11 protein-coding genes are annotated in these 15893 nt (G+C 29.6%); 6 read left to right on the top strand and 5 right to left on the bottom strand.

Annotated elements, in window-relative coordinates:
- The first annotated feature begins 16 nt into the window (after nucleotides 1-16).
- The 6 genes from sprA (at nucleotide 17) to Q0881_RS00455 (ending at nucleotide 10139) form a co-directional block, all read left to right on the top strand.
- Entirely contained in the window at nucleotides 17-7123 is a 7107-nt protein-coding gene (gene sprA / locus Q0881_RS00480; protein ID WP_299155927.1) for a cell surface protein SprA, read from the top strand.
- Between the two features lie 24 nt (nucleotides 7124-7147).
- The gene (gene gcvH, locus Q0881_RS00475) at nucleotides 7148-7528 is read left to right on the top strand and encodes a glycine cleavage system protein GcvH (protein WP_299155925.1); all 381 of its coding nucleotides are present in this window, start codon (nucleotides 7148-7150) and stop codon (nucleotides 7526-7528) included.
- The gene (locus tag Q0881_RS00470) at nucleotides 7494-7871 is read left to right on the top strand and encodes a VanZ family protein (protein ID WP_299155923.1); all 378 of its coding nucleotides are present in this window, start codon (nucleotides 7494-7496) and stop codon (nucleotides 7869-7871) included. The genes gcvH and Q0881_RS00470 overlap by 35 nt, the downstream gene beginning before the upstream one ends.
- A 63-nt stretch (nucleotides 7872-7934) precedes the next feature.
- Nucleotides 7935-8657, top strand: a complete 723-nt coding sequence (locus Q0881_RS00465) for an energy transducer TonB (protein ID WP_299155921.1) — start codon at nucleotides 7935-7937, stop codon at nucleotides 8655-8657.
- Between the two features lie 107 nt (nucleotides 8658-8764).
- Nucleotides 8765-9511, top strand: a complete 747-nt coding sequence (locus Q0881_RS00460) for an energy transducer TonB (RefSeq protein ID WP_299155919.1) — start codon at nucleotides 8765-8767, stop codon at nucleotides 9509-9511.
- A gap of 46 nt (nucleotides 9512-9557) precedes the next feature.
- Nucleotides 9558-10139: an acyltransferase gene (locus Q0881_RS00455; RefSeq protein WP_299155917.1), complete on the top strand. Its 582-nt coding sequence runs from the start codon at nucleotides 9558-9560 to the stop codon at nucleotides 10137-10139.
- A 49-nt stretch (nucleotides 10140-10188) separates the two neighbouring features.
- Here Q0881_RS00455 and Q0881_RS00450 read toward each other — a convergent pair whose 3' ends face one another.
- The 5 genes from Q0881_RS00450 to Q0881_RS00430 are packed head-to-tail and all read right to left on the bottom strand — an operon-like array spanning nucleotide 10189 to nucleotide 15887.
- Entirely contained in the window at nucleotides 10189-11598 is a 1410-nt protein-coding gene (locus Q0881_RS00450) for a mannosyltransferase (protein WP_299155916.1), read from the bottom strand.
- Entirely contained in the window at nucleotides 11598-13088 is a 1491-nt protein-coding gene (locus tag Q0881_RS00445; protein ID WP_299155914.1) for a cellulose synthase family protein, read from the bottom strand. Before Q0881_RS00445 ends, Q0881_RS00450 begins: the two co-directional genes overlap by 1 nt.
- Complete coding sequence (locus tag Q0881_RS00440; RefSeq protein ID WP_299155912.1) at nucleotides 13088-13795, bottom strand: glycosyltransferase family 2 protein; 708 nt, start codon at nucleotides 13793-13795, stop codon at nucleotides 13088-13090. The genes Q0881_RS00445 and Q0881_RS00440 overlap by 1 nt, the downstream gene beginning before the upstream one ends.
- Nucleotides 13796-13798: 3 nt before the next feature.
- On the bottom strand, nucleotides 13799-14275 hold the full coding sequence (locus Q0881_RS00435; protein ID WP_299155910.1) for a hypothetical protein: 477 nt from the start codon (nucleotides 14273-14275) through the stop codon (nucleotides 13799-13801).
- Nucleotides 14265-15887 (bottom strand): 4Fe-4S dicluster domain-containing protein, encoded by a 1623-nt coding sequence (locus tag Q0881_RS00430; protein ID WP_299155908.1) that lies wholly within the window; start codon nucleotides 15885-15887, stop codon nucleotides 14265-14267. The genes Q0881_RS00435 and Q0881_RS00430 overlap by 11 nt, the downstream gene beginning before the upstream one ends.
- Nucleotides 15888-15893 lie beyond the last annotated feature (6 nt).

Here is a 15893-nt window from a genome sequence, read left to right as displayed (position 1 = left end):
GTTGGAAAAAAAAGTTATGAATAGATTACTGGCAACACTTACTCTTTTAGTAAGTGTTGTTTCGTTTTCACAAAACAGTTCAAATACTGTTAAGCAAGATACGGTTGTACCTTTAAAATATAATTTTAAATACACTCAAAACGGAACATTATTTCTAAATAATCCAGTCAAAAAAATCGTAACCTACGATAAGGCAATAAACAAATTTGTCTTAGTGGAAAAAATAGGAGACTACTATGTTGGAACACCTATTTTTATGACTCCAAAAGAATACGATAAGTATGTTTTAAAAAATGATTTAAAAGGATACTTTAAAGAAAAAATAGACGCTACCAACCCAAAGAAAAAAGGGAGTAAGAATGCTAGAAAAAATTTATTGCCAAAATATTATGTAAACTCTAAGTTTTTTGAATCTGTCTTTGGAGGAAATACAGTTGAGGTTGTTCCTTCAGGTCAAGTGAATATAAAATTAGGAGGAATTTATCAGAAAAATGAAAACCCACAAATCTCCATTGAAAATCAAAGTAGTTTTACTTTTGATTTTGATCAACAGATTAGTGCAAGTTTACAAGCTAAGGTTGGAAAGCGATTAAAAGTTACAGCAAATTACGACACACAATCTACGTTTGATTTCCAAAATATTATTAAATTAGAGTATACACCAACCGAAGATGATATTATAAGAAATATTGAGGCAGGTAATATAAGTATGCCAATTAAAAATTCATTAATTAATGGAGCGCAATCATTATTTGGTGTAAAAACAGAATTGCAGTTTGGTAAAACATTTATAACAGCAGCGTTTTCACAACAAAATTCGCAATCTAAAACGGTAGTAGCTGAAGGAGGAGCAACTATTGAACCTTTTGAGTTAAGAGCATCAGATTATGATAATGATCGCCACTTTTTCTTATCACAATATTTTAGAGAAAATTATAAAGAAGCGTTAAATAATTACCCATTAGTAAGTAGCCCAATTAATATAACAAGAGTTGAGGTTTGGATTACAAACAGGACTCAAAATGTAAATGATTATCGTAGTATAGTTGGTCTTGCCGATTTAGGAGAATCTAGTGATGCAAATGAAGTAAATCCAACAGAAATTAATGCAATTCCAGGAGCGATATCAGTTAATTCTAAAATATTACCTTATAATGGAGTAAATAATTTAAATCCATTATTAGCTACTACAACAGGGGGAATTAGAGATGTTGCTTCGGTTGATACTGCAATTAACGGAATAGGTATTACACCACAACAAGGATTTAACTATTCGTATTTACAAAACGCACGTAGGTTACAGCCTAATGAATTTAGAATGCATCCTCAATTAGGTTTTATTTCTTTGAATAGAAGATTAAATGATGGAGAAGTCTTAGCGGTAGCATATGAATATACAGTTGTTGGAGCATCTAATGGCGAAACAGTTTTTAAAGTAGGAGAATTTTCAAACGATGGAGTTGTAGCTCCTTCAAATCTTGTAGTAAAATTATTACGTAGTGAAATTTTAAATACAGTTCGCCCTGGAACTGGAGGAACTTCAGGAACACCTGCAGAAGCATTTCCAACATGGCGTTTAATGATGAAAAACGTATATGCTTTAGGTGCATTTCCGTTACAACGAGAAGGTTTTCGTTTTGAATTATTATATCGTGATGATGAAACAGGAACCTTACAAAATACATTGCAAAATGCATTGACACCTGGTATAACAGATAAACCTTTACTACGAATATTAAATTTAGATAAATTAGATCAAAGTCAATATGCCGTTCCGAATGGAGATGGTTTTTTCGATTATGTTGATGGAATAACAGTAAATTCAGAGAGAGGATATGTTTTGTTTCCAGAACCAGAACCTTTTGGTATTGATTTAAAAGATGAATTGACTAATACTACCGATCAAGATAAATACCTTTTTGAGGAACTATATTTAACTACAAAGATTCAAGCAAAAAACGAATATCAAAATAAAGATAAATTCTTTTTAAAAGGATATTTCAAATCTGAAACAAGTAGAGGGATTTCATTAGGAGCATTTAATGTTCCAAGAGGTTCTGTACGTGTTACAGCAGGAGGAAGACAATTAGTTGAAGGGATAGATTATGTGGTTGATTATCAGTTGGGGCGTGTTCAGATTTTAGATCCAGGTTTAGAAGCTTCAGGAACACCAATTAACGCAACAGTTGAGAATAATACTTTTTTTAATCAACAGAGAAAAACATTTATAGGTATCGATGTAGAACATCGTTTTTCAGAAAAATTTATTTTAGGAGGTACATTTTTAAATGTAAGTGAAAAGCCTATTACACCGAAAGTAAATTTTGGAGGAGAACCTATAGATAATGTAATGTTAGGTTTGAATTTAGATTATTCTGCAGAAGTTCCTTATTTAACAAAGCTAGCAAACAAATTACCGTTTGTAGAAACAGATGCTCCATCGAATGTGTCGGTAAGAGCAGATATGGCTTATTTATTGCCAGGTTCACCGAGTGGAATCAACGTAGATGGAACAGCAACATCATATTTAGATGATTTTGAAGCATCACAAATTCCAATTAATTTAAGTTCACCACAACAATGGTTTTTAGCAAGTACACCAGAATCACAAGGGTTTGATGGAGGAACAGCCGATCTATCATATAATTATAAAAGAGGAAAAATAGCTTGGTATAATATTGATCAACTTTTTTATGGTAGTGGAAACAGACCAGGTAATATTGATGAAAACGAATTGTCAAGAAATGAAGTACGTCAAATACGTTACAATGAATTGTTTCCAAATACCGATTTAGATATTACGCAACAAAATTTAGTACGTACCTTAGATTTAGCCTATTATCCATCGGAAAGAGGTCCTTATAATTATAATCAAAACGCAAGTTCAGTAGCATCAGAAGAGCGTTGGGGTGGAATTATGCGATCATTAACCACAAATAATTTTGAACAAGCTAATGTGGAGTACATTCAGTTTTGGGTAATGGATCCGTATGAAAATTATTCGATTAACCAAGAAGAAGGATTACCTGCTGGAATAAATCCACAAGACCCAGGAAATCAAGTAGGTAAGCTGTTTATTAATTTAGGAAGTGTTTCAGAAGATATTTTGAAGGATGGTAGAAAGCAGTATGAAAATGGATTACCTGCTGATGGAAATAAAGTAACAGGAACTAATGTAAATACAACAACTTGGGGAAATACGCCAATAAATCCATCAATATTATATGCTTTTGATTCTAGTAATGATGCTAGAACAAATCAAGATATAGGTTTGGATGGTTTAACTGATGAAGAAGAAAAAATATTGTACCCTGCATTTGCATCTCTTGATGATCCCGCAGGAGATAATTTCCAATATTTTAGAGGAGGAGCTATTGAAGCAACAGATCCATCAGTTTTATCACGTTATAAAAACTATAATGGAACACAAGGTAATTCACCAACAGCAAGTCAGTCAAATGAAGCCTTTCCGACTTCATCAACGACATACCCAGATGTAGAAGATATTAACAAGGATCAAACAATGAATCCTGTAAATAGTTATTTTGAATACGAGGTTTCATTTAATAAAAGTGATTTACAATTAGGACAAAATAACATAATAGATGTAAAAAGTGAACCAATTACATTAGCAAATGGTTCAACAAGAACTACAACATGGTATCAGTTTAGAATTCCTGTTAGAAATGTAACCGATGCTCAAAAAATTAATGGAATAACTGATTTTAATAGCATTCGTTTTATAAGAATGTTTCTTACTCAGTTTAAAATGCCAGTAGTTTTAAGATTTGGAGAATTAGAATTAGTTAGAGGTGATTGGCGTAGGTATACTAAAGTATTACCAAATACAGCAGCTCCTATAGATTTAGATAATACACAACTTAATAATTTTGAAGTTGGAGTAGTAAGTATTGAACAAAATCAAGATAGATATAAATTACCACCAGGAATTCAAAGAGAACAATTACAAGGAACTAATAGAATTCAACGTCAAAATGAACAATCAGTAACTTTAAAAGTTACAGATTTACCAGCAGACCAAATAAGAACTATTTATAAAAATATAAGTATCGATATGCGAAGGTATAAAAACCTACGTATGTTTTTGCATGCTGAAAAACCAACAGCAGCAGATACTCAAGATGGAGATATGGTTGCAATTATTCGTTTAGGTACAGATCTAAATGATAATTATTATGAAATAGAGAAGCCATTAGAATTGTCAACATCCAATGCTACTTCACTAGATGTTTGGCCAGAAGCTAATAACTTAGAAGTACCCTTGCAAGAATTAGCTAATTTAAAAATTAATAGACCAACAGGAGCAGGAACTAGTATTACAGATATATTTTCGTCTGTAAGTTCTAATGGTCTAAAAATTTCTGTAAGAGGAAACCCTACATTAGCACAGGTAAGAACAGTAATGTTAGGAGTAAAAAATGCTGCAAACTCTAATAAAACAGCAGAAGTTTGGTTTAACGAATTACGTGCAGTTGGTTTTGATAATAAAGGAGGTTGGGCTGCTGTGGTAAATGCAGATGCTAATCTTGCTGATGTAATGAATGTTTCTTTAGCAGGTAGAATGTCTACCATAGGTTTTGGTAATGTTGAAGACAGAGTGCAACAAAGAAGTATAGAAGAAATTAAGCAATATAGTGTAGCAACAAATGTTCAGTTAGGTAAAATGATGCCTAAAAAATGGAACATGCAAGTACCAATGAGTTATAGTTATGGTGAAGAATTTAGAGATCCTAAATATGACCCACAATTTCAGGATGTAGAATTAAAAGATGCATTAGATAAAAACCCAAATAGTAAAAACGCTCAGGATTATACTCGTAGAAAAAGTATTAGTTTTATTAATGTAAAGAAGAATAAGAATCCAGAAAGTAAGAAAAAACCGAAGTTTTACGATGTAGAAAACTTTTCTGTTTCTTATGCTCATAATGAAGAGTTTCATAAAGATTATAACATTGAAAAATATGTAAATAAGAATGTAATGGCTGGAGCTAGTTATAATTTTAACTTTAAGCCTTTTGTTATTGAGCCATTTAAAAAGTCAAAAACATTTAAGAGTAAATATTTGCGATTCATAAAAGATTTAAATATTAATCCAGTGCCTAAAAACATAGCGATTAATTCAAGAATTAATAGGAATTTTAACTCGCAACAATCGCGTAATTTAATTGAAGGCTTAACGGCACAACCAGAATTAATACAGCGTAGGTATTTATTTAATTGGGATTATACAATAGGGTTTGATTTAACAAAATCGTTACAATTAAACTTTAATGCTGCTAATAATTATATTTACGATAGTTTTGGAGTAGATGAGGATTTAGAAATATACGATCAGTTTTTTAATATAGGTAGACCAGATAATTACCACCAAAAATTAAATGCTACTTATAAATTACCAATTAATAAATTACCATATTTAAGTTTTATTACTGCAGATTATGGATATACTGCTGACTTCGATTGGAAAGCTAGTGCTCAAAGTAATTTAGATTTACCAAATGGACAAAGCGTTAGTTATGTTGATGTAGTTGGTAATATGATTCAAAATGCAAATACACATAATTTAAATACAAATATTGATTTTGGACGTTTCTACAAAACTTTAAGGTTAGATAAATTATTATTAAAAGGAACAAAAAAGAAACCTGTAAAAAAAGGAACAGTAGCTTTAGGTTCAAAAGCACCAACTCAAAAAGCAAAACTAAAAAAGAATGCTTCTTTTGGTCATAAAGTAATGAAAGGAATGTATGATGTATTAACATCAGTAAAGAGAGCAAAAATTAGTTATTCTCAAAATAATGGAACTTTATTACAAGGATATAAGCCGTCGGTTGGTTTTTTAGGTAGAAATAGTTACGGAGGAGGGTCCGCTCCAACATTAGGTTTTGTTTTCGGTAGTCAAACAGATATCTTAAATACTGCAATAGAAAATGGTTGGCTAGTTACAAGAACAAGTCAAAATGATCCTAATCAGCCATATTATAACAAGAATTACGGAAAAACAAATTATAAAAAGTTAGATTATAATATTTCTGTAAAACCGTTAAAAAGTTTGACGATAGATTTAAGAGGAAATAGAATTCAAACTAGTAATTTAAATCAGCAATTAGATATAATTTCAGATGGAAATGGAGGATTTGAACAAGACCCTAATATAAAACCGTTTGAAACGGGTAATTATAGTATAAGTCATTTTATGCTAGGAACTATTTTTACGGATAATGAAACGTTGTATCAAAACTTCTTAGATTATAGAACTACAATTGCTAGTAGATTATCTAATGAATCAGGATTACCTAATTCACCAGGAGCAGCATTTATGACTACTGGACAGCAAGCCATGTTACCTGCATTTATAGCTGCATATTCAGGAAATAGTCCAAATTCTGTAAGTACTGGGATATTTAAAAACATACCAATACCAAATTGGACTTTGCGTTTTAATGGGTTTATGAAGTATAAATGGTTTAAAAAAACATTCTCTTCATTTACATTGTCACATGGGTACAAATCATCTTATACCATAGGTAACTATACAAATAACTTACAATATGATTCATCTACACCAACAAATACAAATACTTCTGGTAATTATCAACCAGAACTATTACTTTCGTCGGCAACTTTAATAGATGAATTTTCGCCACTAGTAAAAGTTGATTTTAGAATGAAAAATTCATTCTCATTTAAAGGAGAGATAAGAAGAGACAGAAGTTTAACATTAAATTTTAATAATAATACATTAACAGATATAAAAGGAACAGAATTTGTTTTTGGATTTGGATATAAAATTAGAGATGTTAAATTTGTAACTCGATTTACAGGTAAAAAAGAAACATTAAAAGGAGATATTAATTTAAGAGCAGATATTTCGTTAAGAGATAATTTAACATTAATACGAAGTGTTGATGAACAGAATAGTCAAATAACGGGAGGAGAAAAGTTATTCGGATTAAAATTTATAGCTGATTATAATTTAAGTAGCAATTTAACAGCATCGTTTTATTACAATCATCAAACGTTTCAATATGCAGTTTCAACTACGTTCCCTAGACAATCAATCAATGCCGGAATTAATATAATATATAATTTAGGAAATTAAAACAAACACAATAAAAATAAAATAATGAACATTCCAACAGAATTAAAGTACACAAAAGACCACGAATGGGTAAAAATAGAAGAAGGTGTAGCTACAATTGGGATTACTGATTTTGCACAAGGAGAATTAGGAGATATCGTTTATGTAGATGTTGATACACTTGATGAAGCGTTAGATATTGAAGAAGTTTTTGGTTCGGTAGAAGCCGTAAAAACAGTATCTGATCTTTTTATGCCATTATCTGGTGAAGTAATTGAATTTAATGAAGCGTTAGAAGATGAACCTGAATTGGTAAATTCTAATCCATATGGAGATGGATGGATGATAAAAGTTAAATTATCAGATGATTCACAAATAGCAGATTTATTAAGTGCAGAAGCTTATCAAGAACTTATTAAAGGGTAATTTAATAATAATAGCAATATTTGTAACAACAAGTATTGCTATTCTTAGTTTAATAAAAGTAGGTCCCCAGCCAATTCAAATAAATAATTTAGATAAATATGAGCATCTATTAGCTTATTTTGTTCTAAGTTTTTTTTGGTTATTAGCATTAAAAAAAGCAAAAATAAATGATTTTATTATTGTTTTTTGTTGTGTTATTTACGGCATAATTATTGAGGTTCTACAAGTTACAATAACATCATACCGTTCGGGAGATGTTTTAGATATTATAGCAAATACGACGGGTATTTTAATAGCTTACATTATTTACTTTCTTTTTTTTAAGAAAAATGAGGCTATTTAAAGATTTAGCTTGTAAAAGTTGAAATAAATTAATTAAATTAGCGAACTATTAAAAACATTTAGGATGGAAATTAAGAAAAATCCAAAATCAAACTTAGAGAATTATAGCAAACTGTTTATGCAGTTAGGTTTGGTTTTAGCTTTATTTGTAACATATGTTGCGATTGAAAACAAAACATATGATAAAACATACGGAGATTTAGGTTCAGCAAACATGGCTACTGATATTGAAGAAGAAACTATTGAGCTTCAAATTGAGCCACCAAAGCCAAAGCCAAATACACCACCACCACCAGCACCTGAAAAAATTGAGGTTGTAGAAGATGAAAAAGAAGTTGAAGAAACTATTATAGAGTCTACTGAAACTGATGAGTCTGAAGCTGTTGAAGTAGAGGAAATCGTTGAGGTTGAAGAAGAGGAAGAAGTAGTAGAAGATGTGCCTTTTTCAATTATTGAAGAAGTGCCTATTTTCCCTGGATGTAAAGGAACAAAAGCACAAAAGAAAGCTTGTTTAAATAAAAAGTTAACAAAGCATGTTCAACGTTATTTTGATGCTGAGTTGGCTAATGAGTTAGGTTTGGCTCCAGGTAAGAAAAGAATCTATGTTCAATTTAAAATTGATAAAGATGGTTCAATTACAAATATTAATGCAAGAGCACCGCATCCAAGATTAAAAAAAGAAGCTATTCGTATAGCTAAAAAAATACCAAAAATGAAACCAGGTAGACAAAGAGGTAGACCGGTAAGAGTTGGTTATACTCTACCTATTACTTTTAATGTTGAGTAATAAATAACCACAGTATAAAATATAAGAAAGCAATCCTATTTAGGGTTGCTTTTTTTATTGGCACACTTCTTGTCTTTAACATAGTATTAACATTAAAATTAATAACTATGAAATCACAAAAAAAGCATCCGAGAAAACAATTAGAAAAATTTTCAACAATATTTACACAGCTAGGCCTTGTGCTAACTTTGTTTGTTGTTTTTATTACTCTTGAATATGAAACTGAAAAAGATTTAGCGGTAATACAAGATCCTTATTACAATGAGTTTATTGAACCTGTTTTTACTTTTCAGAAAGAAGTTGTTGTTAAAAAACAAAAAAAGGTTAATACTCCTAAAAAAACGCAAAAGGTTGTTAGAACAATGAATAAACCTATTATCGTAGATGATGCAAATCATATAGAAACAGTTATTGATTTACCGATAGATGATACACCTATAGTAGATTCTAAACCAACTAAAGTTACCCTAAAAGCAGAGAAACCTGCAGATGAGGAAACAATGTCTATAAATAATGTACAAAATACACCAGTTTTTAGAGGATGTGAAGGATTATCTGAAGAGGAAAATAGAAAGTGTTTTGAAAGAAAAATCCAAAAACATATACAAAGACATTTCAATGCAGAAATAGCACAAGATTTAGGTTTAAGATCGGGTAAGTATAAAATTTATACACAGTTTGTAATTGATAAGTCTGGAGCAGTATCAGATGTAAAAATAAGAGCGCCACATAAAAAATTGGAAAAAGAAACTAATGGAGTTGTAAATAAAATACCAAAATTTAGACCAGGAATGCAAAATAACAAGCCTGTTAAAGTAAAATATACTTTACCAATTACTTTTAAGGTAGAATAAATTTTAAAACTCAACTATTTAAGTTGAGTTTTTTATTTTTGTTAATATGAATACAACAAACTCTTTTTTTGCACACGAAACAGCAGTAATAGATGCTGAATGTACTATTGGTAATGGAACAAAGGTTTGGCACTTTAGTCATATAATGCCAAATTGTATAATAGGAGAGAATTGTAATATTGGACAAAACGTTGTAGTGTCTCCTAATGTAAAGTTAGGAAGTAATGTTAAAGTTCAAAATAATGTTTCTATTTATACAGGAGTTATTTGTGAAGATGATGTTTTTTTAGGTCCTTCTATGGTTTTTACCAATGTAATAAACCCTAGGAGTGCAATTAAAAGGCAAAATGAATATTTACAAACAATAGTTAAAAAAGGAGCTAGTATAGGAGCCAATGCAACAATAGTATGTGGTAATAACATAGGAGAATATGCATTTATTGGTGCTGGAGCTGTAGTTACAAAAGAAGTGCAACCTTATGCATTAGTAGTAGGGAATCCATCTAAACAAATAGGATGGATTAGTGAGTATGGACATAGATTAGATTTTAACGAATTAGGAGAAGCGATATGTATTGAAAGTAACGAAAAATATAAACTAAAAGAGAATAAAGTATTTAAGGTTTGATTTATATCAAATTTTTTAAATAAAGTTTTTGATGTAAAGGAAATGTTATTTATATTTGAGCAGTGGTTGTAAAACCACTTTCTTTTTCTTTTTCATAGCAATTTTTCCCACTCAATTTTCGAGTGGGTTTTTTTATGAATAATTCCCATAGTAAATAGCCGTAAACTATGGTATATTCTAAACAAACAAACCATAAGTTTTCTTTCCAAGGTTGGTTTGCATATGCTTGATAACTTAAAATAATAGCAATGCTCCAAACTAAAGGAAAACGGTACTTAGTAAAAACAGCTAAAATTATTAATGTAGCTAGGTACCAAGGATGAAAAGTTGTAGTAGTAAAATAGTAAAATGACAATCCAAATAACATAGCTGTTATTAATTCTAAGGTTGATTTATTCTTTCTAAAGAATGTTATTCCAATTAAAAATAAAATAGTAAGAATAGGCATTATTTTACCAATTACAGCTATTTCATTATAACCTCTAAATAGATAGCCAATTTCTCTAGCTAGATAATAGAAACTAGCATTAAACTCAAAATTCCGAAACCATAGTCCAACAGAATTAGAATAATTTGAAACTAATTGTGGTGAATAAAAAGGAAGAAATAACACTAAAATAGTACTTAAAATCACTATATAAAACGAAAGTAATTTTATATAACCTTTTATTTTTGAGCTTACTTTAACAAAAGATTTATAATATAGAGGTAAAAATAGTAATGGTATTAATTTAACAGAAACAGAACAAGCTAATAAGATTGCGGACCATATCCATTTTTTATGATGTAACATGTATAAACTCCAAATAAAGAAGAATAACATAACAGGTTCAAAATGTAAGTTACCTGTCATTTCTATTATAATAAATGGATTTAGAACATATAAAAAGATGTTATGAATAGGTAAGTTTAAGTTTTCTAATAGTTTTTTTCCGAAAAAAAGAATACCAATGTCAGCTAAAATTATAATGATACGCATGACTACAACACTACCAACAATACTTTTATTAGCAAACAATGCAGCTATTAAGAAGCATAATTGGTTAATTGGAGGATAATTTGTGTAATGACTTCCATTCATGCTACCCATTCCTTTATATAATTCTACAGCTTGATTTATAGGAAAATGTCGTTGTTCTATAAAAGTTTCAGGCAAAGATAAATAAGGATTTAAACCTTCTAAAATCATTCTTCCATCCCATATAAATCGATAAAAATCTTGAGATAAATTTGGAATAGCAAATAGAAAAACTAATCGAAACAGAATAGAAACGCTCGCTAAGAAAACAAAATTACTTTTACAGTTTTTCCACAATAAATAAGCAGAGAAAAATAAAAAGAACCATAAAAAAAGTAGTTTAGAAAACTCCGTTCTATCTAAAAAATATGCAAAAAAAAAGTAAAGTAAAAGACTAACATAAGTTAGAATGCTAGCATTATATTTTCTCCATAAAAACATTAGGCTTTTGAAAAAATAGATTTAAAAAACACATAACCAAAACCAAAAAACAGCATAAAGTGAAAAGGGAATAAACCAAAATCTCCACCTTTATCTCCAACAATAAAAGCACTATACATTCCAAAAGCAAAGTAAATAGCTAATAAGCCTTCGATAATTACATTCATTGAAGGTTTTTTACGAATGTATTTGTTGTTTTTCCAACTATCTTTTAATGATTTTATATTAAACTTTGGGGTTCTTACAAATTCACTTTTCTTTCCTATATGTCCTTCAATAACAGCAATAGTATTGTGTAATGAAAAGCCCATAGCTATAGAGAAAAATGAAAAGAAAGCTCCTATGTATTTAATAAAGTTTAAAAAACCACCACCATAGGTTCGTTTGTACATAAACCAATAACAAATAAAGAAAATTATGGTACTAATTATAAAAAAACTCATTACTATAAAGTACACTTTTAAATGTGCATACTCGTTTTTTATATATAACATTGGAATACTTAAAACAGCAACTAAAAAAATGCACGTAAACATAGAACTGTTTAGTAAATGCAACATCCCGTGTATTTTAGTTTTAATTGGTATGTTTTTACTAGAGATAATTCGTTTTAACATTTTCTGAAAGTTTTCAGCACCTCCTTTATTCCATCTAAATTGTTGAGATCTTGCAGCACTAATTATAACGGGTAATTCAGCTGGAGTTTCAACATTTTCTAAATATTTAAACTTCCATTTTTTTAATTGAGCTCTATAGCTTAAATCTAAGTCTTCCGTTAAAGTATCACCTTCCCAATTTCCAGCATCATAAATACATTCTTTACGCCAAATACCAGCTGTACCATTAAAATTAATGAAATGACCTTGACTATTTCTACCCACTTGCTCTAATGTAAAATGCGCATCTAATGCAAAAGCTTGAATCTTTGTTAATGTAGAATAATTTCTGTTGATGTGTCCCCATCTTGTTTGTACAACTCCAATTTCTGAGTTTTTAAAATAGGGTATAGTTTGTTGTAACCAGTCTTCTTGAGGTAAGAAATCAGCATCAAAAATAGCAATGTATTCTCCTTTAGCTATTTTTAATCCTTCTTTTAATGCTCCAGCTTTAAATCCTTGACGGTTTTCTCTTCTAATATGTTGAATGTCTAATCCCTCTTTCTGTAGCTCTTCAATCTGTTTTTTAGTACTGATAACTGATTCATCTGTAGAATCATCTAATACTTGGATCTCTAATTTTTCACTAGGGTATTTTAGTTTAGCTATATTGGCTAATAAACGCTCCATAACATATAACTCATTAAATACCGGGAGTTGAATAGTTACATAAGGTATTTCTTCATGATTTGAAAAATCAAATTTAGGACAGGTATCCTCTTTTTTTTGAGCTTTTAAATAATTAAAAAGCAAATTTAATTGAGCTAAAGCGTATAGTAATATAAGTACTAACGAAATAGTGTATACTGCAATTATAACGTATTCTAAAATCATTATTTAAAGCTATATTTAAATATCCAACCTAAAATTTTTACGCCGGCTAATATACTACCTTTTACGGTTCCTGAAACTTTTGAAACACCAATTCTATTTCTATATTTCATTGGTATTTCAACATAACTAAATTTTTGTTTTAAAGCTTTTAATTGCATTTCAACAGTCCATCCATATGTTTTATCTTCCATGTTTAGAGCTAGTAATTTATTATATTTTATTGCTCTAAAAGGTCCTAAGTCTGTAAACTTAGCGTTAAAAAATAGTTTCATTAAAAAGGTAGCTAACCAATTACCAAAAATTTGTTGAGGTGTCATGGAACCTTGTTCTCGTAGTCGTTTTATACGCGCTCCAATTACAAAATCTATATTATCATTTACAATGGGGTTAATAAGTTCTGTTAGCTGTTCAGGGTAATCAGAATAATCCCCGTCAAGAAATACAATAATATCTGGAATATGATAAGGGTCATGTATTGCTGAAGCTTTAATATACTCCATTCCTTTTAAACAAGCATAGCCATATCCTCTTCTATTTTCTTTTAAAACAGTAGCACCAGAATTCTTAGCATTTATCTCAGTATTATCAGTAGAATTATTACTAATAACAATTATTTCATTAACAAGAGAGGGGATATCATTAATTACATTAGCAATAGAGTCTTGCTCATTGTAAGCAGGGATAATAACCTTAATAATTTGATTCATTGATTATTTTAAATCATTTAAACTGTTTTCTTCTTTAAAGGAAGAAAAGTCAGACCATTCATTAACTTTTTTACCGTTTTTAAATTTAACGGCTTTTATTAGTTTTTGTTTTTTATAAAGCAAACAATAACCATTTTTTTGATTGTTTTTAAGTTGACATTTATGGTTTACATTTCCTTCTTTGTCATAAAATAACCACCATTTGTTTTGCTTCCCCTTTATAAAATGACCTTCCTTTTCTTTAGAAGAATTTTCTCGGTAAAAGTACCAATATTTTACTTTTAAATTATTTTTAAAACGTCCTTCTTTTTTAAGAACTCCGTTTTCATAATAAAATTTCCAATATTTTGTTTTTTTATTGCTCTTTACCCAGCCTTCTTCTTTTAAGTTACCGTTATCATAATATGATTTATGATATTTATTCTGAGAAAAAGTAACTACATAACAAAGTAAGAAGAATAAAAGTATATTACTTTTCATTCACTAATTCCATTAAATCAACATCATTTCCTAATAATACATCAGTAGGGTTAATTCTTCCTTTTTCTGGACCATTTTCTAACTTTAATACTCCACGTGGACAAACTGCTGAACAAATACCACATCCAACACAACTAGATCTAACAATATTTTCACCTTTTTGTGCATAGGCTCTTACATCAATACCTTGTTCACAATAAGTAGAACAATTTCCACAAGAAATACACTGTCCACCATTAGTTGTAATTCTAAAACGTGATTTAAAACGTTGCACTAAACCTAAGTATGCAGCTAATGGGCAGCCAAAACGACACCATACTCTATTTCCAAAAATTGGATAGAATCCTGTACCAATTACTCCAGCAAACCAAGCACCAATTAAGAAACTATAAGTGTCTTTAATCCATTGAGAATTTATTCCTAAAAATGTTTGAGTTCCTGTAAAGTAACAATAAAGGGTAACAATGGTCATTAGTAAAGAAAAAACTAAAACAGAATGGATTAACCAGCGTTCTAATTTCCATGCGTTTAAACTTTTATTAGAATGTTGTCTATAAGGATCTCCTAAAGTTTCAGCTAAACCACCACAACCACAAACCCAAGAACAGTACCATCTTTTTCCAAAGAAATATACCATAACAGGAACAATAATTAATGTAAGTACAATTCCCCAAACTAAAATAAATAAACCGATAGCTCCACTATTTTTTAAACTTTCTAAATTCCATTCAAAGAAAAAATCATAATCTAAAGGAAAAGCATTCTTAAAATCATATCCAGGCATATTTAAGCTAGTCATAATCTCAGGAATTAAAAAAGCAAAAACAATTTGAAAAAATAAAACAGAAGTTGTTCGTATTATTTGATATTTATTATGTCTGTATTTAATATACATTCTAGTAGCCATAACTAGCATTAAAACACAATATAAGAATCCATAAACAAACCATTGACTTGCTGTCCCTCCGTTTAAAAACTTGCTAATTGGATCGAAAATAAATGTCCAATTCACAACATAATCTGGCATGAAATATAATAACAAATAAAAAGAAACTAAATAGATAAGAACTAACCAAGCAATGAAACCTCTATTTGTACTTGATTCTAAAAATATTCCATTGTTTTTTATTCCGGCTCTTCCTAATAAAACATAGTTTGGTAAAATGAATAATAGCGCTCCAATAATCCCTAACCCAAAAGTAAGCCACCAAACAAAACCTGCATTTTCTTTGATGTATCCTTTTCCTGCTTTTTTTGCTAGTTCAAAGCTTAAAGTATGTGGTTTTCCATATATTTTATATTGGAATTGTTTTCCTTTTTCATCCCAGTTTTTTTCTGCCTCGTATTTAGCAATTAATGCCTCGTAATGATCATTATTAGCTTTGTATGCATTACGAACACGACTAGAGAATTCGAAAATATTTAATTCGTCAGAAGTAACAATCGCTTTTTCAAGCTCTTCTTTTATAATTTCACTTTTATAGTTTTTTTCTTTAACAAAAGTTTCTAATTCATTAGAAGTTAAACTAAATGTTCCTAAAAAAATAGTCCCTGTAAAAATTGTTAACCCAATTAAAAAAAGGAATAACCCAGTATATTTTATTGCTTTCATATTTTA

The organism is uncultured Tenacibaculum sp. (assembly GCF_947494125.1).
Lineage (GTDB): Bacteria > Bacteroidota > Bacteroidia > Flavobacteriales > Flavobacteriaceae > Polaribacter.
The sequence above is the reverse complement of the archived record's forward strand: the minus strand, read 5'-3'. Positions and strand labels throughout refer to the sequence as shown.